This is a genomic window from Mycolicibacterium wolinskyi, from assembly GCF_002101965.1.
GTDB lineage: Bacteria > Actinomycetota > Actinomycetes > Mycobacteriales > Mycobacteriaceae > Mycobacterium > Mycobacterium wolinskyi.
This window is the reverse complement of record NZ_LQQA01000006.1, coordinates 156,716-178,271: the sequence shown is the minus strand read 5'-3', so window position 1 is coordinate 178,271 and position 21,556 is coordinate 156,716. Positions and strand designations below refer to the sequence as shown.

The following is a 21,556-nucleotide window of genomic DNA, read 5'->3' as shown; positions in this document are numbered from 1 at the left end:
GCTCCTTTCCCGGGTCGCGTCGCTCCTGCCTTCCGAAACGTCCATCATGGCCTACATGGGTAGCGAGACCGCCGATATCGAGCACATGCCCCGTGGCGGGCCGAAGGCATCCTGCCTGGACCGGCTACTGGAGACCGATCGGCTGGAGTATCTGGATCGCGACGACGTCGACGAGGCACGCAAGCGCAGCGTGATCCGCGCACTCGAATGGACCGGCGAATTCTTCGGCAACCACGAGAAATTCGCGGCGATCGCCCTCGAGCTGGTGGCCGACGCGCCGGACCCGGCAATCCTCGAGCTCGGTGCCGGCCACGGCGGTGTGTCGCGCAAGCTGCTGGAGAACCACCCCACCGCACGGGTCACGGTCACCGACGTCAATCCGGTTTCGGTAGCCGACATGGCCGCAAGCGATTTGGGCCGCCATCCGCGCGCGGTGGTGCGCGAGATGGATGCGACCGCGATCGACGCCGCCGACGCAAGCTTCGACCTGGCGGTCTTCGCGTTGTCCTTCCATCACCTGGCACCCACCCAGGCCTCTCAGGTTTTCGCCGAGGGCACCCGGGTGGCGCGCAAGCTGCTGATCATCGACCTGCCGCGGCCGCCTGCCCCGTTGCACCTGCTGCGGCTGGCCACGATGCTGCCGCTGGCACCGGTGGTGCCGTTCGTGCACGACGGCGTGATCAGTTCGCTGCGCTGCTACAGCCCGTCCGCGCTGCGCGCGCTCGCCGCCCACGCGGACCCCGCCATCACCGTGGAATTGCGCGGCGGCCTTCGGATTCCGCAGATCGTGATCGCGGGCCGCGGCTAGCGTCGTGGCCGGGTCAACCGGTGCAACAGCCAAGCCAACGGCACCGTGAACACCAGTGTCACCACGAAGAGCACCGCCGCCGATCCGGTGTAGATGTGCCAGCCCAGTACCAATTCCATGACCAGGCCCATCACGACCACGTGCAGCAGGAAGATCTCGTAGGAGATCTCGCCGAGCCACACCATGGGCCTGCTGCCCATCAGCCGCCGGTACCGGCTCTCGTCGCGAAGTGCGAGCGGGGCCACGACGAGCGTCGCGATCACCGCGTAGAAGATCGTCTTGAAAAGCTCCTCCGACAGACCGAGCGTTCTCGCGGTCGTGGTTCCGGCGATCGGCGTCGACACCACCAGATAACACGCAAGCGCCAAGGGCAGCGCGGCAAGCGCATAGCACCGCACCCCCATGGCGGCCAGCACCGCCAACATCATGCCGCCGACGAACCAGCACAGGTAGTGCGGCAACCACGATCCGGCACCCACCGGCAGCAGGTCGGTCGCGTGCAACACCACCAGCCAGGCCGGGCTCACCGCGGCGAGCGCGCCCAGGCCGGTGAGCAGCAGTACGGGCCGAAAACGTCGGCGGCACAGCACCACCAACAGCAGATAGGCGAGTAGCGGCAGCACCGCGTAGAACGCGACCTCGACTGCCAGGCTCCACATCTGCGACAACCCCTGGTGCAGGTAGACCGTGAAGTAGTCGTCGCTGTAGATCTGGGTCAGGGTCAAATTGCGCACCAGACCTGCCCACGTGTGGCCGGGATTCGGCGTCACGGGGCGCAATTCGTACACGCCGTACACCACCAGCACCGTCACGACATACGCAGGCATGATGCGGCGGAAGCGATTTCGCGCGTACCGCCATACGCTCGGCTCGTCGCTGCCGTCGACAGCGGCCTGCACCCACGGGCGGAACAGCAGCAGACCCGACAGCACGAAGAAGATCGCGACGCCGATCTCCAGGCGGGCACTCATCAGGCCGACATAGCCCGCCGTCAGCAGTCCCGTGCCGTAGGCGGCGTGGGTGCCCATCACCGTCAGTGCGGCCACGGCACGTACCCCGGTCAGTGCCGCTATTCGGTCAGCGCGCGAAACCTGTTCGAGCCCGCCTTGATCTGCCTCCGCCGATGAGGTCATCGCAAGTTCCGACACTACCGGGGTCGATGACCCGGCCCGGTCTGATTTCACAGGGTTGTCGACGCGCCGCGGTCCAGTTCGACGATGCGGCCGCCCATGCCCCGGTGCTTCATGTCGTCGACGAAGTCGGACAACGGCGACGCGAAAACCCCGTAATCGTCGAAGTGCACCGGGATCACTCTCGGCAGGTTCAGCCGCTCGACCAGATCGGTGCCCTGGCGTCCGTCCATGGTGACGGTCAGGCCGAACGGCAGGTGCCTGCCGAACGGCAATCGGGTGCCGCCCAGATGCAAGACGCCGGCATCGATCGACGAGAATCGGGTCGGTATCTCGTCGAGTTCCTCGACCAGCAGGGTATCCCCCGAAATGTAGAGGCGCCGTACGGCCGTTCCGTCGGTGAACTCGAGCATGGATCCCATCACCGGCGGCAGCAGCCGGTCCACCGGAGTGGGGGCATGCCGCCCGGGCAGCGCCGTGACGGTGACCGACGAACCGCCTTTGGCAATCCGGTGGCTCTGCCACGTCGACATGCCGACGGCGTGGACGAATCCGCGGCGGGCCAGCCGTTTGGCGGCGTGCGGCGTGGTCAGGATGGGTAGCGTACGGTCGAGTCTGCGCTGCGTCACCCGGTCCCAGTGATCACCGTGCATGTGCGAGAGCACGACCGCGTCGACCGGCGGCAGCCGCTCAATCGACAGCGCGGGCTCACGCAGGCGCTTTGATACCAAGCCATATCCGAGATACGCGTGCTGGCCTTGGTGCAGGAAGTTCGGGTCGGTCAGCAAGGTGATGCCGTCGGCGGTGACGAGCGTGGTGGCATTGCCGACGAACGTGACGGTGATCTGCATGGGACCCGGCTACCCGCCGTGACGATGATTATTCGCGATTCTGTTGCGCGAAGGCCGCTCGACGTTGTTGCATCGCGGTGTGGGCGAAGAGGTCAAGCGGACCGAGTACACGCGGGCGCACCGGCAGGAGTACCGCCGCAAGGTGCAGCTGTGCCTCGACGTGTTCGAAACCATGCTCGCCCAGTCGAAATTCGAGTTCGAGCGCCCGCTGACCGGCATGGAGATCGAGTGCAACCTGGTCGACAGCCAGTACCAGCCGGCCATGTCCAACCGCGAAGTGCTCGATTCGATCGCCGATCCCGCGTACCAGACCGAATTGGGCGCGTACAACATCGAATTCAACGTGCCCCCGCGGCCGCTGCCCGGCCGGGCCGCCCTTGAGCTCGAGGACGAGGTCCGCGCCAGCCTCAACGCGGCCGAGGCCAAGGCCAACGAGGACGGCGCGCACATCGTGATGGTCGGTATCCTTCCGACGCTTATGCCCGAACATCTTTCGGGCAGCTGGATGAGCGAATCGACGCGATACCAGGCGCTCAACGACTCGATCTTCACCGCCCGCGGCGAGGACATGGCGATCGACATCGCCGGGCCCGAACGGCTGAGCATCCAGGCCGCGTCGATCGCGCCGGAGTCGGCGTGCACCAGCATGCAACTGCACCTGCAGGTCTCGCCCGCCGATTTCGCCAGGAACTGGAACGCCGCCCAGGTACTTGCCGGGCCGCAGCTCGCGGTGGGCGCCAACTCGCCGTACTTCTTCGGTCACCAACTGTGGGCCGAGACGCGTATCGAGTTGTTCACGCAGGCCACCGACACCCGGCCCGACGAACTCAAGACACAGGGCGTGCGGCCAAGGGTGTGGTTCGGCGAGCGGTGGATCACTTCGATATTCGATCTGTTCGAGGAGAACGTCCGGTATTTTCCGTCGCTGCTGCCCGAGCTGTCCGACGAGGACCCAGTCGCCGAGCTCGCCGCTGGCCGCGCCCCAACGCTGTCCGAGCTGCGGCTGCACAACGGCACCATCTACCGGTGGAACCGGCCGGTGTACGACGTGGTCAACGGCCTGCCGCACCTGCGGGTCGAGAACCGGGTGCTGCCTGCCGGGCCGACGGTGATCGACATGATGGCCAATTCCGCGTTCTACTACGGGTTGCTGCGGACCTTGTCCGAAGAGGACCGGCCGCTGTGGACGAAGATGAGTTTCGCTGCGGCGCACCACAATTTCACGGCAGGCGCCCAGCACGGGATGGATGCCCGGTTGTACTGGCCCGGTCTGGGCGAGGTGACACCCGACGAGCTGATCCTGCGCCAGCTGCTGCCGCTCGCACACGACGGCCTGCGGCGCTGGGGCGTGTCCGGCGAGGTGTGCGATCGCTATCTCGGCGTGATCGAGGGCCGGGCCAAGACCGGCCAGACGGGCGCGGCCTGGCAGGTGTCCACGGTGCAGGACTTCCAGCAAAGCGGACGGTCGCGACCCGAGGCGTTGGCCGAAATGTTGCGGCTGTATGTCCAGCGGATGCACAGTAACGAGCCCGTCCACACATGGGACTGAGACGCGTACGTTGGTTGGCATGACATCACAAGACGTCTTGGACTGGGATGGCGCCTACCGGGGAGAATCCGGTTTCGAAGGCCCGCCGCCCTGGAACATCGGTGAGCCGCAGCCCGAGCTCGCGGCGCTGCACCAGGCCGGGAAGTTCCGCAGCGATGTGCTTGACGCAGGTTGCGGGCACGCCGAGCTGTCGTTGGCGCTCGCGGCCGACGGCTACACCGTCGTCGGCATGGACCTGAGCCCGACCGCGATCGCCGCGGCCAACCGCGCCGCCCAGGAACGCAACCTGAGCACCGCGAGCTTCGTCCAGGGCGACATCACCTCGTTCACCGGCTACGACGGCCGGTTCAACACGGTCATCGACTCGACGCTGTTCCACTCGCTGCCGATCGAGGGCCGCGACGGCTACCTCAGCTCGATTCACCGGGCGTCGGCACCCGGCGCCAGCTACTTCGTGCTGGTGTTCGCGAAGGGCGCGTTCCCCTCCGAGATGGAGGTCAAGCCGAACGAGGTGACCGAGGAGGAACTGCGGGCGGCGGTCTCCAAGCACTGGGAGATCGACGACATCCGGCCTGCGTTCATCCACGCCAACGCGATCGCGATCCCCGATGCGCCGTTCGATCCGCCGCCGCACGGCGTCGACGAGAAAGGCCGCATCAAGTTCCCGGCCTTCCTGCTCACCGCGCACAAGGCCGGCTAGGCATCCCGTAGGCGGCTGAACCCATCCGGGATAGCCGCCTACAAAAACTCGCGCGTCAGGCGCACGTCGCGCACCCGCTTGGGCCGGGCACTCACCACGCGTGCTGGAGGCAACGGGTCAGGCGGGGCGTGGCTTGCGGCGTGTTGTCCGGTGTCGGGGGTGTCGACCTCGACGGCATCGTTGCGATCGGACATCAGGACCTCCCGGCGTCACGGATACCACCGACGCTATGACAGCTCATCGCCGGACGACACTGGCCGAACGGGCAGTTGCAGAACCACCCGGTCAGACGACGTTCACGACCGATTGGGGCGGGCTAACCCACGCCTGACCCGAATAGCGTTGTCCAGCATGGCAGTTACCGTACTCGGGCCGGCACCGGTCGATCCGCTGGCACCGGCACCGCGGGGTGTGTGGAGCGGAAACGGGGTGCGGGTACGCCGGCGTCGTGGGCCACACCGTGACCACGCCGGCACGGTCTGCACACCACGGTTCTGCGCTCAGCGCCGCGGCAGCGCCCTGACCGTTGAACACGATCTCACCCCGGATGAACTGTCCGACGAACTCGCCATCCTGCTGACCGACGAACTCGGCGCGAGCGGAGTACTGCGCGGTCAACCCGACTTCGAGCTCGTGTTCACCGGCATCGTGCGGTCCACGGTCGACGGCGGAATGCCCGCGTGGTCACGGTTCTACCGCAACTCGCTGGCCGCGCTCGAATCCGGCCGTGCGGCATTCGCGCCGGTCCACGAGCGGGCCATGCAATTGACCGCCGGCTCACAGGTACTCGACCTCGGCTCGTGCTTCGGGTTCTTTCCGCTGCGCATGAGCCGGGCCGGATTCGAGGTGACCGCAACAGATCTCAGTGCGCCCACGATGGATCTGCTCAGCCGCGTGAGCTTCCAGTTTTGCCGGCCGGTGCACACCTTGGCCTGCGACGCCGCGCACGTGCCAGTTGCCGACGGCGCGGCCGACACCGTCACCGCCCTGCATCTACTGGAGCATCTGAGCCCGGCGGCCGGCGATGCGGTTCTCGCCGAGGCGCTACGGCTGGCCCGGCGCCGAGTGATCGTCGCGGTGCCGTTCGAAGACGAACCGCAGGCCTGCTACGGGCATGTGCGCCGATTCGATGTCGCCGAGCTGGTTCGGTTGGGTGAACGGCTTAGCCACACTCATCCGGGTGTGCGCGTCACCGTCTCCGAGCATCACGGCGGTTGGCTTGTGCTCGATCAGGCGACGAAACGGTCGAGGGCCCGCACGCCCAATTCCCCCATCGCCCCACCGGATTCATGTCCCATGCCGGGCACGATGTGAAGCTCGGCGGCCGGCCAACGCTGAGCGAGCTGCCACGCGATGTCGGGTGGACCGCTGACATCGAGCCGGCCGTGGATCAACGCCGCCGGTATGTGCGCGATCTTGTCGACGTCGCGGAGTAGTTCGCCCTCGGCCCGCCACGCGGCGTGGCGCCAATAGTGAGTGACCAAGCGCGCGAAGCACATCCGGTCCTCGGGCGCCATCTCGACGTGCCATGGTCGAGGCTCGGGACCGAGGTTGATGTGCGAGTCCTCCCATTCACACCAATCCCATGCCGCCTTGTCCCGCACGCCCGGGTCGTCGTCGGCGAGCAGGCGCGCATACGCGTCGACGAGGCTGCCGTCCCGGTCGGCCGCGGGCACGCCGTCACGAAACCGCGCCCACTCGGCCGGAAACAACCGCCCGACATCGCGCGTGATCCACCGCACCTCGCTCGGCGTCGTGGTGGTGACCGCCGTCAACTTCATCGCCGCGACGCGCTCGGGATGCCGTTCGGCGTAGGCCAACGCCAGCGTCGTACCCCACGACCAGCCGGCGACCACCCACCGACCCACGGCCAAATGTGTTCGCAGCACCTCCATGTCGGCGATCAGGTGATCGGTCGTGTTGACTGCGAGATCAACCGATGGATCGCCTGCGTGGGGTGTGCTGCGGCCGCTGCCCCGTTGGTCGAACAGCACGATGCGGTACCGCTGTGGATCGAAATACCGCCGCATGCCGGGCTTCGAACTCGACCCCGGACCACCGTGCAGTGCGACGGCCGGGAAGCCGGACGGGTTCCCGCAGGCCTCCCAGTAGATCGAGTTGCCGTCGCCGACGTCGAGCATGCCGGACTCGTAGGGTTCGATCGGCGGGTACCACTCGCGACCTTGCCCCATGCCGCCGACCGTACTAGATCGCTAGATCAACCCGCGCTTGCTGGCGGCGTAGACCGCCTCGGCCCGGCGGCTGACGTCGAGCTTGCGCATGATGTTGCTGACGTGGAATTTCGCCGTCGTCGCGGAGATGAACAGCTTCTCGCCGATCTTGATGTTGGACAACCCCGCCGCCAACAGCCGCAACACTTCGATCTCGCGGTCGGTGAGCTGCTCGCGGGGCTCGGTGCGTCCGCTCAGCGAGCGCACGACCGCGGCCGCGCTGCGGGAATCGAACGCGCTGTCGCCCGACGAGATCGCGCGGATCGCGCGCACGAGTTCGGTGGTGTCGACGTCCTTGACGACGTAGCCGCGGGCCCCGGCGTGCACGGCCCGTACCACGAGATCCTCGTCGAGGAACGTCGTCAGCACCAGCAGCCCGACCTCGGGGTGCGCGGCAGACAGCTTGGTGCACAACGACAAACCTTCGAAGTCCGATCCGGCGGACAGTTTGAGGTCGAGCAGCACGACGTCGGGTTTGACGGCCGCCACCATCGCCTCGGCCTCGGGTTCGCTCGATGCCTCGCCGACCACGATCAGGTCCTGTTCGCGTTCCAGCAGTGAACGCAGGCCCTGCCGCAGGATGGCGTGGTCGTCGACGAGTGCCAATCGAATCACGTCAGTGCCTCCTGGGTATCGTCGCGACCACGCGGACCCCGCCGATCCGGGACCGCTGCACCGCGAACGTGCCGCCGTGTTCCCGGCAGCGGGCGAGCATGTTGGCCAGGCCGCGGTGGTGGCCGTCGACATCGGTCGCGTCGGCAAGCCGCAGCATCAGGCGCAGCTTGTCCGGATCGCCGGTGCCGTCGTCGGAGATCGACAGTGTCACCAGGTCTTGCCGGTAGCGCAGCCGGACGATCGCGCGAGTTGCGTTGCCGTGCATGGCCGTATTGAACAGGGCCTCGCCCGCCACACGCAGGAGTGCGTGCTCGACCTCGCTGGGCAGTTCGGCAACCGCGCCCTCGACGCGCAGCGTCACGCGCAGATCCTCGGGCATGTGCACGGTCGCGAGCTGTTCGAGCAGTTCGGGCAGCGTGGAGCGGCTGGCGTCTTCGGGATGGTTGAGCGCGTAGATCGCCGACCGCAGCTGCTCGGTCGCCGACCGGGTCAGGGTCTTGGCCATGTCCAGTCGATCGACGAGATCGCCTGCGCCCAGCGACATGACCTCGCTGCGGCACACCTCGATCTGCATGCCTGCCGACAGCACGGTCTGGGTCACGCTGTCGTGCAGTTCGCGCGCGATGCGGTGGCGTTCGTTGTCGAGCACCTGATGCCGTTGCGCCGCACCGAGTTCACGCTGGGTGGCCAGCAGCTCGGCGTTGCGGGCCTCCGACTGCGCGAGCAGGGTCTGTGAACGCTGGAACAGTTCGCAGTTGTGCAGCGCGACGGCGGTCTGGCTCGACAGGATGCGCATCACGGTCTCGTCGGTGCCGTCGAGGGTGCGATGGCTGGGCGTCCATGCCGCGAACGCGCCGATCACGCCGCCGTCGAGTTCGATCGGCACATGCGCGTGATGTGGTTCGATGACCGGAAGCCGGAACTGGGCCAGCTGGCCACGCAGAATATCGTTGAGCCGATTGAGCACCGCGTCGGGCAGGTGCGGCACCGGATGCTTTGCGCCGGAAAGCCCTTCGAATGAGTAGGCATGGCCATCTGCGTCGAGGATCAGGTGGCGCGGCCGGGCTTCGGGCAGGGCGCCGTCGGCGAGGGCGAGCAGCACCCAGTCGGCACCGAGATGGGTGCGGGCCGCCTCGGCGACCGCACGCACGAGTTTCTCGGGACCGTTGACGGTCTGCACGAGGGCGCGCGATATCGCTTCGAGCGCGGCGATGACCCGTTCGGTGCGCTGCGCGGCGACCCGGAACTCGGGATAGAACGTGGGCTTGCCGGACCGAACCCCGGTGAGTCGCTCCAGATCCGGTGCCCTCATAGCGCGGCCCGGAACAGCGCACGCAACTGGGCCTCGTCGGCCGGGCGAGGATTGGTGGTGATGCACGCGTCGGCCATGGCGTTGCGCGCCAGCACCGGCACGTCCTCGTCACGCACACCCAGATCGGCGAGCCCGCGCGGCACCCCGACCTGCCGCGCGAGCTCTTGGAGTCGATCCGCCAGCGCCAGCGCGGATTCCAGCTCGGGTGCGCGTTTGTCGGCGATTCCGAGACAGGATGCGATGGTCGCGAACGGCGCCGGGTCGGCCTCGGCGTTGAACCGCACCACATGCGGCAGCAGCACCCCGTTGATGACGCCGTGCGGCAGGTCGAGCAATCCACCGACCTGATGGCTCATCGCATGCGCGGCACCGAGGATGGCGTTGGTGAAGGCGAGACCTGCTTCCAGCGCGGCCTGCGCCATCAGCACGCGGGCAGGCATCGCCTGTGGGCGCTCGATGGTGGTCACGAGGTTTTCGGTCACCATGACCACCGAGCGCAGTGCGTGATGGTCGGTGAGCTGGTTGTGCCCGAGCGAGACGAATGCCTCGATGCCGTGCGTCAGGGCGTCCAAACCGGTTGCGGCGTTGAGCCATTCGGGCATGGTCGTGAGCAGCCGGGGATCGATGACGGTGATGTCGGGCACCAGCGCGCGGCCCAGGATCGTGATCTTGGTGTTGCGCGTGGTGTCGGTGACGATGCAGAACTGCGAGACGTCGGCCCCGGTGCCCGACGTGGATGGCAGCACCACGAGCGGCGGGATCGGCATGGTGGCCTTGTCCACGCCGGCGTAGTCGAGGATGTCGCCGCCGTTGGCCGACAGGATCGCGATGCCCTTGGCCGCGTCGATCACCGACCCGCCGCCGAGCGCGATCAGGACGTCGCAGCCGTGCGACCGGTAGAACTCGTGCCCGGCGGTGATCTCGTGATCCTTGGGGTTCGGGGTCAGCCCGCTCCATACATGCGCCGTCACGCACTGCGCGCGCAGGTGCCCGACGAGTTCGTCGACCCAGCCGGCCTCGATGAGCCCGGGATCGGTGACGAGCAGCGGCCGCAGCCCGCCGAGGCGCACTGCGGCGTGCGCGGCTTCGGCCATCGAGTCGATACCGAACACGATCTCCGGCGCGTGAAATTTCAACAGCCGGGTCGGCACGCCCGACCTACCCACGGGCACCGTCATCGGCGCGATCTCTGCCTGCGCTATCACGTCGCGCACTCCCTGCTGTGTGATCCACGTAACACGACCACCCTACGTGGACCGGCAGGCACAACCAATGTGCAGGTGGACAGGTGCGTACCTACCCGATCGGGTAGGTAGTGCGGTCAGGACAGGCCGTGCGCGAGCTGCCCGGCGCGCGCCGTGAGCTGCTCGGCATCGCGCGCAACCACGACCTTGTCGCAGACTTGCGCGTACTCGGGCATCGCGCAGGTCGCCTGGTGCCAATACCGGGTCGGCTCGGGTGTCACCCACGCCACCCGGTGTACGCGGCGGCGCAGCGCCCGCAGCCGCTCGACGCCGGACGGCAGCCCGCCGCTGCGGCCGTCGCCGACCACCAGCACCGCGGTCCGGGAATCCAGCGCGTCGGCCTGCCCGGCGAGCATCTCGTCGAACACCTGCCCGTAGTCGCTGCTGGCCTCCAGGTCGAGCTGCGCCTCGGCGAGTACCGCGGCCAGCGCGTCGTCGCCGCCGGCGCGCAGCAGGATCTCGGTGACGTCGACGGGACGGTCGACGAATGCCATCACCCGGCAGCGGTGCGCCCGCCGGTGCATCGCCTGCGCGAGCCGCAGTGTGAACGCGGTGACCGGCCGCACCGACAGCGACACGTCGGCGATGACGAGCAACCGGATGCGGTCCGGCAGCGGCGTGCGCATCACCAGGTGGAACGGGACGCCATCGGTGCGCAGGCTCGCCCGCGTCGTGCGGCGCATGTCGAGCCGGCCCCGCCCGCGCTCGCGGGGCCGCGGTCGCGGCGCACCCCGCATCCGGCGCAACACCTCGTGGCAGGCCAGGTCGATGTCGGCGGCGAGCCCCACGTCGGCAGGCCCGTCGGGACCCTCGGGCTCGGCTGCCAGCCCACAGCGGTCGGCCAGCGCAGCGACGAACCCCTCGACCGCCTGGCTGAGCTGGCTCAGCTGTTCGGCCGTCAACGGTTGATCGCCGGCGTCCTCGCCATAGGTTCGGGTGGGATCGTAGGCGTCCAGCCACGCCAGGATCGATTCCGGATCGTCCCAGTGCAGGCCACCGGCGACGACGGGTGCCACCGAGTCGGCGAGGTCGCCTGCCATGCTCGACGCCGCCCGGTCCACCTCGACGGTATAGCGCACACCCCTTCTGCCGCTGTCGGTTTCGGCCGACACGGTCAGCTGGTTGTCGGCGCCCGTCACACTGAAATCGTCGTCGTCCTTGTGCGGGTTGAAACCCTTGTCGGCCTCCGGGGTGTCGAAGTGATCACCGACCTCGGCGGCGCGTTCGTTGTATTCGGCGTAGCGCCCGATCTCTTGGTTCTCGTCGATCTCGAGCTGGTCGGGCAGGCCCGAGCCGGTGTGCGCACGGCTCGGGTCCACCCCCGGCTCGTGATGTGCCACGTCCACGGCGCCGAACATCGCGTCGAAGGCGCGGTCGAATCCGCGTTGTTCGCGACCGTATTTCGCGCAGGTGGCACGCAACGCGGCCCGCAGGGCCGTCAGATCCCTGGCGCCGAGCAGGCCCAGGACCCGACGCACCTCGATCACCTCGGCGGGCGATGTCGCCACACCGGCCCGACGCAGCAACTGACCGAATGCCGCCGCGGCGATGTCGAGGATCTGAGACGGTGTCACTTTCGGCCGCCGCGTCCGCGGAACGCCGCGGTGGTGGTGTTGGCCGGCCGCGACGCCACGGTGACTCGCTCGTGCACTTCGGTTGCGACAGTGGGTGTTTGCGTGAGGTGACGCAGCGCGATGTCGCGGTCGCTCGTGAACTTCACCAACGTCGACAGCAGCAGGTCCTGCGACACGTCCCCGCCGAGCAGCGCAGCCGCGCGTGCCCCGTCGATCACCTCGGAGATCGACGGGCTCTTGCGCAGCGGAAGCTCACGCAGGGTTCGCGCGAGTTCGACCACGTCGGCCACCACCGCGGGTTCGACGTGCGGCGCCCGGACGCCCACGATGTCGCGTTCCCGTTGCGGCGTAGGGAAGTCGAGATGAAAGTGCAGACAACGACGCTTGAGCGCGGCCGACAACTCGCGAGTGTCGTTGGAGGTCAACACGACCCACGGCACCGTGCGGGCCACGAACGTCCCGATCTCGGGGATCGTGATCTGCCGCTCGGCCAGCACCTCCAGTAGCAACGCTTCCATGGCTTCCTCGGTGCGGTCGACCTCGTCGATCAGTAGCACGACGGGCTGCTCGGACAGCACCGATTCCAGTAGCGGACGCACCGACAGGAAGTCCTCGGTGTAGAGGTTCCCGGCGATCTCGTCAATGGCGCTGGCGTCAGCGGCGATTCGATCCCGCAACATCTGCACGTGCAGCAGCTGTTTGGCGTAATCCCATTCGTAGAGCACGCGGTTGTCGTCGAGTCCCTCATAGCACTGCAGCCGGACCAACTTACGGCCGCCCGCCGCGGCGAGCGCCTTCGCCAGTTCGGTCTTGCCGACACCCGCAGGGCCTTCCAGCAACAGCGGCCGGTCGAGTGCGGTCGCGAGATGCACCACGGTGGCGAGGTCGGTGTCGGCGATGTAGTCGTGCTCGCGGAGGGCGTCGGCGAGTTCGGCGGCGCTGTCGAACGAGACCGGCTCGTCGTGCATGGGAATGGTCACGGTGGTCACGGCTGCCTCCAGGGGGTGGGGCAGAGCAGGGGCGTGCTCGGATGGGGGCGACAGCTCCGCCCCTGCTCTGCCACCGGGTCAGTAGGACTCGTTGATCGCGTGGCCGACGACGGGGATCATCGACTCGACGGTGACCTCACGGGGATTGCCCGGCGTGCACCAGTCGTCCTGGATGTGTTCGGAGATCGCGAGGACCGTCTTGTCGTCGCCCTTGATCACCTCACCCCGGCCCGCGTACTTTCCGGTGTTCATCCGGTTCTTGTCGTACGAGTCGGTGCGAATCTGGCTGAAGTTGTCAGGGATTCCGACGTCCTGTGACAGCCGGATGGCGGCTTCCACCGCGGCGTCGGCGGCCTGCACGGTGGTCATGTTGCGGGTGTCGACGCCCATGGCCGTGGCCAGCTGCGCATAGCGCTCGTAACGCGACGGCAGGTTGTACTCCCACACGCGGGGCAGCGCGATCGCGTTGTTGAGGCCGTGGTGGCTGTCGAAGAATGCGCTGACGGCGTGGCTGATCGAGTGCACGATGCCAAGCCCACCGGAGTTGAACGCCTGGCCGGCGATGTACTGCGCGTTCATCATGCCTTCGCGGGCCTTGAGATTGCGCGGTTCGAACACCGCCTCGCGCAGGTGCTTGGCGACGAGTTCGACCGAGTACAAGGCGTTTCCGAGCGACGGCGCGAAGTCCAGCCGCGACACGAACGGCTCACTGCCGTGCGCGAGGACATCGAAACCGCAGTATGCGGTGAAGTGCTGGGGGCAGCTGTAGTACAGCAGCGGGTCATCGATCGCGAGGGTGACGATCGTCGCCTCGTCGAATCCGACCCACTTGTGCGGGTGGTCCATGTCGGAGGTGTCGGTGATGACGTAGGCCCACGAGGTCTCCGAACCCGTTCCGGCCGTGGTGGATACCGCGATGTGGGGCGGGTTCTGCTTGTTGGTGGACTTCGCGAAACCTTCGAACTCGTTGATGTTGCGGCCGTCGTGGGCGATCACCACGCGGGCGCCCTTCGCGGCGTCATGGCTCGAGCCTCCGCCGATCGAGATGATGCTGTCGCAGCGCTCCTGCTGGTAGAGCGCGGCGGCTTCCATGACGTTGTAGTCCTTGGGGTTGGACTCCACCTTGTCGTAGAGCACGACCTCGACGCCCTGGTACTCGATCTTGCCGGTGAGTTCCTCGATGATGCCCGAGCCCCGCAGGCCCGTGGTCATCAGCAGCGTGCGCTTGAAGCCCAGGTTCTTGGCCTCCACGCCGATGATGTCGTGTGCGCCGACGCCGAGCAGCGCACGCGGGAACGGATGGAACTCCTTGATCGGAAAGTCCCAAATCTGGTTCAGCTCAATGGCCATTGGATACTCCTTCTGTCGTGTGACACCACCGTGAACGTTGGTGTGGCGCGTCACAACGATTCGAAGTCGTTACCCGCCGACCGGCATGCCAGAACTGTCCGATCGGGTAGGTCGCGGCCCACTCGTAACGGTGAGTCGCCGTGTGTGGCCGTTCGGCCTAGATCATCCCGGGCATACCAGGTATCCCACCGACTGGTGGCGGTGGCGAAGGTATGCCATACGGGCCGCCGGCACACCGGGTCGGCCGGCATCCTCGACAACCTGCAGCCATAGGCCGCCCGCATTCGTCCGGTTCAGTCGTTGATGCGCGTCGGTGGGTCGGCGAAAGCAAAATCAAACGGATACTGGTGGCCGGGACCCATCACATCGCATCGTTTAACCGGCACCAGGTGGGAGCTGAGGCCACTGGGCACGTACTGGAAAACTCCCACACAACGTTCCCACGTGCCGTCGGGCTGAATGGGCCCGTCGCACTTGCTGATAACAGGTCCGCCGTAGAGGCAGCCCGCGCTCGCCGGCGGCGCTGTGGCAGTCAACCCTCCGGCAAGCAGCACGACAGCCAGTCCTCCGATGATGCAGAGCTTCATGGGGCTCTCCCGTCACATCGCCGCCCGGCTCTTGGCTGGTAAGTACCGTCGGCAACACTGCGAACAACCGTTGACGTTACCGCTTGCGCACGTGGTTTGTGCGCGCAGTTCAGAAACCGAAGTCACTCAGGCCGGGGTGGTCGTCAGGTCGTCGGCCCAGCGGCCAGAAGAACTTACGGTCGTCCTCGGCAATCGGCGCGGTGTTGATCGACGCGTGGCGCGTGTGCATGAGCCCGTGCTCATCGAACTCCCAGTTCTCGTTTCCGTATGACCGGTACCAATTGCCCGCGTCGTCATGGTTCTCGTAGGCGAACCGGACGGCGATGCGGTTGCCGTCATACGCCCACAGTTCCTTAATCAGCCGGTAGTCGAGTTCGGTGTTCCACTTGCGGGTCAGCAGAGCGACGATTTCGTCTCGGCCCGTCGCGAACTCCGCGCGGTTGCGCCAGCGCGAGCCGACGGTGTACCCGAGTGACACCCGCAGCGGGTCCCGCGTGTTCCATGCGTCTTCGGCCAATCTGACCTTCTCTATTGCACTTTCACGGGTAAACGGTGGCAACGGCGGCCTGGCGGATTCCGACATTCGACTTCGCTCCCTTCAACGGAGAACGATCGTTCTCCTTTATCTGCTACCGTAGAGAACGTTGGTTCTCCGCGCAAGGAGCGAAGGGTGTTGGATCAGGAAACGGCCCAGGAGCGGGCTCTCGAAGCAGCCGAACAGCTCTTCTACAGGCGCGGCATCCAAGCGGTCGGCATGGATGCCGTGCGCACCGCATCCGGGATATCCCTCAAGCGCCTGTATCAACTGTTCCCGTCGAAAGAGGAACTGGTTCTGGAGTTTCTGCGGCAGCGCGATTCGCGATGGCAGCGCGCGCTCGTCGACCATGTCGAAGCCCAGACGCCGGCCGAGCGAGTCACCGCGGTGTTCGACTGGCTCTACAACTGGTTCTCCGAACCCGACTATCGCGGGTGTGCCTTCATCAATTCGTTCGGCGAACTCGGCGGCGTCTCACCCGCGGTCGCCGAACAGGCACGCCACCACAAGCGCGTCTTCCATGACTACCTCGCCGCCCTCGTCGAAGCCGCCGGCCGACCACGCGCTCTCGGCGGTCAGCTCGCGCTACTCGCCGAGGGCGCGATCACCACAGCCGCGATCTTCGGTACGCCCGAGCCCGCACACCAAGCACGGGAAGCCGCGCAGGTCTTGATGCGGGCGTGATCGCGCGTCAGTGTCCGTTAGGCCCTTCGCCCAGCGCCGTCGCGAAATGCTCCAAGTCGTCGAGTGTCGTGTCGATGTGCGGCGAGATCCGCAGCACCGGCTTGGTCATCTCGAACGGCGCACGCATCACCTCGCAGGCCGTGGTGACGATGCCGCGTTCGGCGATCAGCCAGGCCCGGACCGTGGTGGGATCGGCACCGTCGGTCGGTTCCAAGGTGGTGATCGCGGTGGGCTCGTCGACGGGTTCGATGACGCGCCAACCGGATACATCGGCCAGGACCGTGCGGGCAGTGCGGCCCACCTCCGCGAGCCGGGCCCGCACGAGGTCCGGCCCGGCCGCCAAGTGCTCGCCGATGGCCACCGAGAACCCGATCCGGGCCGCCGCATTGTGTTCGCCGTGCTCGAAGCTCTGCAGCAGGTTCACCGGCACATCCCAGTCCACCGGGGGAAGCTGTCGTTGCAGCCGTTCGGCGAGTTGCGGCCGCACAGCCAGGACTCCGACACCGCGCGGCCCCGACAACCACTTGCGGGACGACGAATACAGCGCATCGGCGCCGACATTGCAGTCCAGATGCCCGAGCGCCTGCGCGGCGTCGACCACGATCGGGATGCCTTCGGCGCGGCAGGCCGCGACGAACTCGGCGACCGGCTGCGCAACACCCCGATGGCTCGCCAGCGCTGTGAAATGCACGAGCGCCGGGGGATTCGCCACTAACTCACGTATGGCCTCGTCGACAACCACCCGGCCGTCGCCATCTACCGGCAGTGCCCGCACCTCAAACCCGTTGGCCGCCATGACCGCAAGGTTGGGCCCGAATTCGCCGGGCAGACACGCCAGTGTCCGCTCCCCCGGCCAGCTCGCGAGCAACAGACCCAACGTATGGTTGGAGCCGGTCGTGTAGACGACATCCGACGCATCGAACCCGGTGAGCGCCGCGACCGCGGCCCGCCCGGCGTCGAGTACGGGGGCGGCGGCTTCGAGCGCGACGTATCCGCCCACCTCGGCTTCGTGGCGGGCATGCGCGGTGGCGGCGTCGATCACCGCGAAGCTCTGCCGCGAGCACGCGCCGCTATCCAGATGCAGGCCGGCGACTTTCGGGCGGGCATCCCGCCACTGCTGCGCGAGACTCATTTCACCGCCAGCGACAAGCCGAAATCGCCTGCCGAATCGGTCCACCAATGAGTCTGCCGCAGACCGGCTTTCGCGAGCTCGGCGGCGACACCATCCGGCCGAAACTTGCACGACACCTCGGTGAGCATCTCCTCACCGGCGGCATAGGCAACGTCGAGATCCAACGCCGCGATCCGGACCTGCTGCGGGGTGCGCGCGCGCAACCACATCTCGGTCCGCTCCTCGACGCTGTTCCACTTCGCGACATGGTCGAAGGCGTCCAGGTCGAAATCGGCGTCGAGCTCGCGGTTCACGACGGCCAGCACATTGCGGTTGAACGCGGCCGTGACACCCGCGCTGTCGTCATAGGCCCGCACGAGCCGCTCGGATTCCTTCACCAGATCGGTGCCGAGCAGCAGGCTGTCGTCGGGTTGAAGCGTGTCGGCGAGGGCGCTCAAAAAATCCATCCGCGGGCCGGGTGTCAGGTTCCCGATCGTCGAGCCGAGGAACACGACCAGCCGCCGCCCGACGCGCGGGATCTTGCCGAGGTGTTCTTCGAAATCACCGCACACCGCATCGATCTCGATGCCCGGATACTCGCGGCCGATCGCGTCACCGGCGGCGCGCAGCACCCCGGCGTCGACGTCGAACGGGATGAAGCGGCGCAACGACCCACCCGCACGCATGGCGTCGAGCAGCATTCGTGTCTTCTCCGAGGTCCCGCTGCCGAGCTCGACGAGAGTGTCGGCTCCGGCCGCGGCCGTGATCTCGGCGGACCGCTCCCGCAGGATCTGCGCCTCGGTGCGGGTCGGGTAGTACTCGGGCAGCCGAGTGATCTGATCGAACAGATCACTGCCCACCGAGTCGTAGAACCATTTTGGCGGAAGGGTTTTCGGGGTCTGCGTAAGTCCATCGCGCACATCGCGGCGCAACGCGGCGGCCGCGGAATCGGCCGCGAGGTAGTTCGACAGCGAGAGCGTCATGCCGGTCCTTTCAGAGGTGTCAGCTCGACGTGAGAGTCCTGCACATGGACGAGATGGCGGTCTGGGATGTCCTGCCAGCCGGGATCGTCGTCGTAGGGTTCGCTCGCCAGCACCACGCCGTCAGAACAGCGCAGCAGCGACAGGGTGTCACCCCAGGTCGTGGCGAGCATACGAGATCCGTTGGCGGCCAATATGTTCAGCCGGGCATTCGGGTCACGACCACCGACCTCGACGATCGTGTCGCCCAGCGCGTCGAGGCCGCGTTCGAAGATCAGCGCCGCGAGCACCGCGCTGTCGACCGCGGATTCGGCACGCGCCGTGAGCGGCAGAACCGCACGGTCGACGAGGCCGTTGTGCGACAGCAGCCACTGGCCGTCGCTGAACGGAGCCGACGCCGACGGTTCGATCGGCATGCCGATGGTCGCCGACCGCACCGCGGCCACGATGCAGCCACTGCGCAGCGCGGGCGCGACCGACGCGAACGAGGCATCGCCCCACAGCGGTTTGTCGCTGCGCCAGCGCGCGGGCGTCGGCAGATCAGGCGAGAAAAAGCCCGCACCCCAACCGTCGGCGTTCATCAGGCCATGCTTCTGGCGCCGTGGCGCATAGGACTGCACCAGGAGCGCCTGCGGCGGTTCGAGCACGAGTGAGGCCACCGACCGGGGTTCGCCGAGCCAGCCCATGTGCCGGCACATTACGAGGCGTCCCAGGCCAGCCGGACACCCGAGAAGATCTGCCGCCGGACCGGATGGTCCCAGTTGCGGAAGCTGGGCCGCAGAATGCTGGGCGCGACCGCCCACGAACCGCCACGCAGGACCTTGTAATCGCCGTCGAAGAACGGCTCGGTGTAGCGGTCGTACACCATCGGCGTGAAGCCGGGCCACGGACGTAACGGCGAGCTCGTCCATTCCCAGACGTCGCCGAGCATCTGCTCGACACCGTAGGCCGACGCGCCGTTCGGATACGCCCCGACGGGTGCGGGCCGGAGCGCATCGCCGCCGAGGTTGACCAGCATCTCGGTCGGCTCCGAAGCGCCCCAAGGGAATCGGCGCCGGCTGCTGGCGACGGGATCCCACGCGCAGGCCTTCTCCCATTCGATCTCGGTCGGCAGTCGGGCTCCCGCCCAAGCCGCGTAGGCCTCGGCTTCGAAGTACGTTACGTGCTGGACGGGTTCGTCGGGCGGGATCGCTTCGGTGTGGCCGAACCGGGTGCGGGTGCCATCGGCGTTCCAGAACTGCGGCGCCGTCAGGCCCGCATCCTGCCGATGGGACCAGCCGCGTTCGGACCACCACCGCGGTTGGTCGTATCCGCCGTCGGCGATGAACTCACGCCATTCCGCGTTGGTCACCGGGACGCGGCCGATGCGGAACGACGCCACGTCGACGACGTGCGGCGGCCGTTCGTTGTCGAGCGAATGCGGTTCGGTGAGCTCGTCCACCCCGAGCACGAACGGTCCGCCCGGTATCAGCACCGAGGTGCCTGCGAGCCCGGACCGCCCGGCGGGCAGGGCCGCTCCGGCGTCGAGTATCGCCGGGCCTTCGCGGAGGTTCAGCGCCTGCAGCATGGTTTCGTCGTGCTGGTTCTCGTGGCTGATCACGAGCCCGAAGTTGAACCCGGGATCCTCGTCGTGCAGCGCGTCGAGCGCGTCGAGCGCCTTGGACCGCACGGTGGCGCAGTAGGCCCGTGCATCGGCGGGCGGCAGCAGCGGCAGGTCGACTCGGCTCGCGCGCGAATGCACGAACGCGTCATACAGCCGGTCGACCTCGGGCGCCAGCATCCCGGGCCGGTTCGGGTTGCCGTCGCGCAGAAGCCACAGTTCTTCCTGCTGGCCGATATGGGCCAGATCCCACACCAGCGGACTCATCAGCGGGTTGTATTGGCGGTGCAGTTCTGCGTCGTCGAAGTCGACGAGGCGCAGAGTTCGCTCCCGGGCTCTCGTGAGCTCTCGGGCCAGCATCTCGCGTGTGGTCAAAGCTCACCTTTCGCCAGTTGGCTCACCGCGGCGGCGATCCCGTGTTGCACTGCCTGATCGGCGAAGTCGTCGGCCGGGCACCGTCCCTGTTCGACCGAACGCACCAAATGCCGCATCGATTCCTCAAGTTCGGCCGGTGCCCGCTCGGCCGCGGCCTGTACGCACGTCAGCGCGGCGGCATGCAGGTGGCGATCGGCCAGCCCGGCCTGCGCGGCGCGATCCCACGCGGTGGCGACCGATTCGGTGGCCTGTGCCGCGATCTCCGCGGCGTCCGGATCATCGAGCAGCGTGGTGAGGGTGAACACCGCCGCGGGCCACAGCGCGTCGGACACGCTGTCGAGATAGCGGATCTCCAACCATCGACGCGGCCGCACGGGCGGGAACAACGTCGTGAGGTGGTAGTCGAGGTCGGCTTCGGTGGGCCGACGGCCACCCAGGACGGCCCGGCCGTCGGCCCAGTCGGCGAACGGCACCCAGTTCGTCACCGGAACCGCATCGGGCGAATTCACCAGCATCACGGGCGCCCGCATCGCATAGCGTGCCCAATCGCTGGCCGGATCATCACCGTCCACGCCGAGGATCGGCCCGCACCGGGCGGAATCCAGCTGGCCCCACACCCGCTGGCGCGTCGAACTCCAGCCGGTGAACTGACCGCCCAAAACCGGCGAATTCGCCGTGATGGCAATCATCATCGGCCCGAGCGCATGCGCGAGCCGCACGCGATCGGCCCAGCCGTCGCGCGGTCCGGCATCTAGATTGACCTGGACCGAAGCCGTCGACGTCATCATCGCGGCACCCGGTTCGGACGATCCGCTGGCCGTGAAGAACTGCTCCATGGCCTGATAGCGCTGCCCGGGGTTGACGCGCTGCGTCGGCCGCAACGGATCGGTGCCGAGCAGCACGAGCCCCAGACCTTCGCGCGCGAACGCCGCGCGCAGCACGGCCCGGTCGGCCAGCAGCGCGCCGATGGCTGCCATCGGGCCGTCGAACGGCGGACCGGACAGTTCGACGGCGCCGCCCGGCTCGACCGTGATCCGGCTACCGCCCGGCAGTGGCGGCACGGTCGCGATCACCGCCGAAAGCTCATCCCAGCCCGGACGCCGCATCGGATCAGCGAGGTCATAACAGTGCGCCTCGATCTCAAGACCGACCCGCCCGGTCGGCCCGTCCTGCAGGCAACCGGCGCCGACATGTGCTGCGGCCTGCTCTGCGCTGGTGAACTCCTTGGGTGGTAGGCGGCCTGGGTCAACTCTGATGGGTACGGCCATGGCAACACCCCTCCCGGTCCTCACCGGTGTCGGACCGTCTGGTGTCCTCTATCTTCCAGATGG

General features: G+C 67.5%; 22 protein-coding genes. 5 read left to right on the top strand and 17 right to left on the bottom strand.

Annotated features, from left to right (window positions below; all coding sequences use genetic code 11):
- Window positions 1-46 precede the first annotated feature (46 nt).
- On the top strand, window positions 47-808 hold the full coding sequence (locus AWC31_RS04605) for a class I SAM-dependent methyltransferase (RefSeq protein ID WP_067851823.1): 762 nt from the start codon (window positions 47-49) through the stop codon (window positions 806-808).
- Here the strand turns inward: AWC31_RS04605 and AWC31_RS04600 are convergent.
- Both AWC31_RS04600 and AWC31_RS04595 read right to left on the bottom strand, forming a co-directional pair.
- On the bottom strand, window positions 805-1,941 hold the full coding sequence (locus AWC31_RS04600; protein ID WP_085143115.1) for an acyltransferase family protein: 1,137 nt from the start codon (window positions 1,939-1,941) through the stop codon (window positions 805-807). The two genes, AWC31_RS04605 and AWC31_RS04600, sit on opposite strands and share 4 nt — an antisense overlap.
- Before the next feature lie 47 nt (window positions 1,942-1,988).
- Window positions 1,989-2,789, bottom strand: a complete 801-nt coding sequence (locus AWC31_RS04595; protein ID WP_085143113.1) for an MBL fold metallo-hydrolase — start codon at window positions 2,787-2,789, stop codon at window positions 1,989-1,991.
- Window positions 2,790-2,868: 79 nt separating this feature from the next.
- Here AWC31_RS04595 and AWC31_RS04590 point away from each other — a divergent pair, with 79 nt between their 5' ends.
- Together AWC31_RS04590 and AWC31_RS04585 are read left to right on the top strand one after the other, a co-directional pair.
- Complete coding sequence (locus tag AWC31_RS04590) at window positions 2,869-4,338, top strand: glutamate-cysteine ligase family protein (protein ID WP_067851822.1); 1,470 nt, start codon at window positions 2,869-2,871, stop codon at window positions 4,336-4,338.
- 19 nt (window positions 4,339-4,357) lie between these two features.
- Entirely contained in the window at window positions 4,358-5,038 is a 681-nt protein-coding gene (locus tag AWC31_RS04585; protein ID WP_085143111.1) for a class I SAM-dependent methyltransferase, read from the top strand.
- A 38-nt stretch (window positions 5,039-5,076) separates the two neighbouring features.
- On the opposite strand, the gene AWC31_RS37320 is transcribed toward AWC31_RS04585, so the two are convergent.
- Complete coding sequence (locus AWC31_RS37320) at window positions 5,077-5,232, bottom strand: hypothetical protein (protein WP_165765912.1); 156 nt, start codon at window positions 5,230-5,232, stop codon at window positions 5,077-5,079.
- 157 nt (window positions 5,233-5,389) lie between these two features.
- Between AWC31_RS37320 and mftM the strand changes: the two genes are divergently transcribed.
- On the top strand, window positions 5,390-6,352 hold the full coding sequence (mftM, locus tag AWC31_RS04580; RefSeq protein ID WP_085143109.1) for a mycofactocin oligosaccharide methyltransferase MftM: 963 nt from the start codon (window positions 5,390-5,392) through the stop codon (window positions 6,350-6,352).
- Here mftM and pip read toward each other — a convergent pair.
- The 9 genes from pip to AWC31_RS04535 all read right to left on the bottom strand — a co-directional run bounded on the left by pip (window position 6,268) and on the right by AWC31_RS04535 (window position 15,523).
- Complete coding sequence (pip, locus tag AWC31_RS04575) at window positions 6,268-7,230, bottom strand: prolyl aminopeptidase (protein ID WP_085143107.1); 963 nt, start codon at window positions 7,228-7,230, stop codon at window positions 6,268-6,270. The genes mftM and pip overlap by 85 nt on opposite strands.
- Before the next feature lie 21 nt (window positions 7,231-7,251).
- On the bottom strand, window positions 7,252-7,884 hold the full coding sequence (gene mnoR, locus AWC31_RS04570; RefSeq protein ID WP_067851786.1) for a two-component system response regulator MnoR: 633 nt from the start codon (window positions 7,882-7,884) through the stop codon (window positions 7,252-7,254).
- 1 nt (window position 7,885) lies between these two features.
- A complete protein-coding gene (locus AWC31_RS04565; protein ID WP_085143105.1) occupies window positions 7,886-9,196 on the bottom strand; it encodes a MadS family sensor histidine kinase in 1,311 nt (436 codons plus the stop codon).
- Window positions 9,193-10,374, bottom strand: a complete 1,182-nt coding sequence (locus AWC31_RS04560) for an iron-containing alcohol dehydrogenase (RefSeq protein ID WP_085143425.1) — start codon at window positions 10,372-10,374, stop codon at window positions 9,193-9,195. Before AWC31_RS04560 ends, AWC31_RS04565 begins: the two co-directional genes overlap by 4 nt.
- A 143-nt stretch (window positions 10,375-10,517) precedes the next feature.
- Window positions 10,518-12,014 (bottom strand): MadC family VWA domain-containing protein, encoded by a 1,497-nt coding sequence (madC, locus tag AWC31_RS04555; RefSeq protein ID WP_085143103.1) that lies wholly within the window; start codon window positions 12,012-12,014, stop codon window positions 10,518-10,520.
- Entirely contained in the window at window positions 12,011-12,982 is a 972-nt protein-coding gene (locus AWC31_RS04550) for a MadB family AAA-type ATPase (protein WP_165765919.1), read from the bottom strand. The genes madC and AWC31_RS04550 overlap by 4 nt, the downstream gene beginning before the upstream one ends.
- A 99-nt stretch (window positions 12,983-13,081) precedes the next feature.
- Window positions 13,082-14,353 carry an NDMA-dependent methanol dehydrogenase gene (gene mdo, locus AWC31_RS04545; RefSeq protein WP_085143099.1) on the bottom strand — a complete coding sequence of 424 codons (1,272 nt, stop codon included), beginning with the start codon at window positions 14,351-14,353 and terminating at the stop codon, window positions 13,082-13,084.
- Between the two features lie 293 nt (window positions 14,354-14,646).
- The gene (locus AWC31_RS04540; protein ID WP_085143097.1) at window positions 14,647-14,940 is read right to left on the bottom strand and encodes a CDGP domain-containing protein; all 294 of its coding nucleotides are present in this window, start codon (window positions 14,938-14,940) and stop codon (window positions 14,647-14,649) included.
- A gap of 109 nt (window positions 14,941-15,049) precedes the next feature.
- Window positions 15,050-15,523, bottom strand: a complete 474-nt coding sequence (locus AWC31_RS04535; protein WP_067851780.1) for a nuclear transport factor 2 family protein — start codon at window positions 15,521-15,523, stop codon at window positions 15,050-15,052.
- Between the two features lie 87 nt (window positions 15,524-15,610).
- On the opposite strand from AWC31_RS04535, the gene AWC31_RS04530 reads away from it, so the two are divergent.
- Window positions 15,611-16,159 (top strand): TetR/AcrR family transcriptional regulator, encoded by a 549-nt coding sequence (locus AWC31_RS04530; protein WP_085143095.1) that lies wholly within the window; start codon window positions 15,611-15,613, stop codon window positions 16,157-16,159.
- A 7-nt stretch (window positions 16,160-16,166) separates the two neighbouring features.
- On the opposite strand, the gene egtE is transcribed toward AWC31_RS04530, so the two are convergent.
- Genes egtE through egtA form a run of 5 tightly spaced genes read right to left on the bottom strand, consistent with a single transcriptional unit; the run spans window position 16,167 to window position 21,493 of the window.
- Window positions 16,167-17,291 carry an ergothioneine biosynthesis PLP-dependent enzyme EgtE gene (egtE, locus tag AWC31_RS04525; RefSeq protein ID WP_085143093.1) on the bottom strand — a complete coding sequence of 375 codons (1,125 nt, stop codon included), beginning with the start codon at window positions 17,289-17,291 and terminating at the stop codon, window positions 16,167-16,169.
- Window positions 17,288-18,253: an L-histidine N(alpha)-methyltransferase gene (gene egtD / locus AWC31_RS04520; RefSeq protein ID WP_085143091.1), complete on the bottom strand. Its 966-nt coding sequence runs from the start codon at window positions 18,251-18,253 to the stop codon at window positions 17,288-17,290. The genes egtE and egtD overlap by 4 nt, the downstream gene beginning before the upstream one ends.
- A complete protein-coding gene (gene egtC, locus AWC31_RS04515) occupies window positions 18,250-18,948 on the bottom strand; it encodes an ergothioneine biosynthesis protein EgtC (protein ID WP_085143089.1) in 699 nt (232 codons plus the stop codon). Before egtC ends, egtD begins: the two co-directional genes overlap by 4 nt.
- Window positions 18,948-20,225, bottom strand: coding sequence for an ergothioneine biosynthesis protein EgtB (egtB, locus tag AWC31_RS04510; RefSeq protein WP_085143087.1), 1,278 nt, complete (start codon window positions 20,223-20,225; stop codon window positions 18,948-18,950). The genes egtC and egtB overlap by 1 nt, the downstream gene beginning before the upstream one ends.
- Window positions 20,222-21,493, bottom strand: coding sequence for an ergothioneine biosynthesis glutamate--cysteine ligase EgtA (gene egtA, locus AWC31_RS04505; RefSeq protein ID WP_085143085.1), 1,272 nt, complete (start codon window positions 21,491-21,493; stop codon window positions 20,222-20,224). The genes egtB and egtA overlap by 4 nt, the downstream gene beginning before the upstream one ends.
- Window positions 21,494-21,556 lie beyond the last annotated feature (63 nt).

What these genes read in the sequence shown, in the direction of transcription:
- pip (WP_085143107.1), bottom strand. Translation starts at nt 7,230, where the DNA reads ATGGGGCAAGGTCGCGAGTGGTACCCGCCGATCGAACCCTACGAGTCC.
- AWC31_RS04540 (WP_085143097.1), bottom strand. Translation starts at nt 14,940, where the DNA reads ATGAAGCTCTGCATCATCGGAGGACTGGCTGTCGTGCTGCTTGCCGGA.
- AWC31_RS04550 (WP_165765919.1), bottom strand. Translation starts at nt 12,982, where the DNA reads ATGCACGACGAGCCGGTCTCGTTCGACAGCGCCGCCGAACTCGCCGAC.
- AWC31_RS04565 (WP_085143105.1), bottom strand. Translation starts at nt 9,196, where the DNA reads ATGAGGGCACCGGATCTGGAGCGACTCACCGGGGTTCGGTCCGGCAAG.
- mdo (WP_085143099.1), bottom strand. Translation starts at nt 14,353, where the DNA reads ATGGCCATTGAGCTGAACCAGATTTGGGACTTTCCGATCAAGGAGTTC.
- mftM (WP_085143109.1), top strand. Translation starts at nt 5,390, where the DNA reads ATGGCAGTTACCGTACTCGGGCCGGCACCGGTCGATCCGCTGGCACCG.
- AWC31_RS37320 (WP_165765912.1), bottom strand. Translation starts at nt 5,232, where the DNA reads ATGTCCGATCGCAACGATGCCGTCGAGGTCGACACCCCCGACACCGGA.
- AWC31_RS04560 (WP_085143425.1), bottom strand. Translation starts at nt 10,374, where the DNA reads ATGACGGTGCCCGTGGGTAGGTCGGGCGTGCCGACCCGGCTGTTGAAA.
- AWC31_RS04605 (WP_067851823.1), top strand. Translation starts at nt 47, where the DNA reads ATGGCCTACATGGGTAGCGAGACCGCCGATATCGAGCACATGCCCCGT.
- AWC31_RS04585 (WP_085143111.1), top strand. Translation starts at nt 4,358, where the DNA reads ATGACATCACAAGACGTCTTGGACTGGGATGGCGCCTACCGGGGAGAA.
- AWC31_RS04600 (WP_085143115.1), bottom strand. Translation starts at nt 1,941, where the DNA reads ATGACCTCATCGGCGGAGGCAGATCAAGGCGGGCTCGAACAGGTTTCG.
- egtA (WP_085143085.1), bottom strand. Translation starts at nt 21,493, where the DNA reads ATGGCCGTACCCATCAGAGTTGACCCAGGCCGCCTACCACCCAAGGAG.
- egtC (WP_085143089.1), bottom strand. Translation starts at nt 18,948, where the DNA reads ATGTGCCGGCACATGGGCTGGCTCGGCGAACCCCGGTCGGTGGCCTCA.
- AWC31_RS04535 (WP_067851780.1), bottom strand. Translation starts at nt 15,523, where the DNA reads ATGTCGGAATCCGCCAGGCCGCCGTTGCCACCGTTTACCCGTGAAAGT.
- AWC31_RS04595 (WP_085143113.1), bottom strand. Translation starts at nt 2,789, where the DNA reads ATGCAGATCACCGTCACGTTCGTCGGCAATGCCACCACGCTCGTCACC.
- egtD (WP_085143091.1), bottom strand. Translation starts at nt 18,253, where the DNA reads ATGACGCTCTCGCTGTCGAACTACCTCGCGGCCGATTCCGCGGCCGCC.
- egtE (WP_085143093.1), bottom strand. Translation starts at nt 17,291, where the DNA reads ATGAGTCTCGCGCAGCAGTGGCGGGATGCCCGCCCGAAAGTCGCCGGC.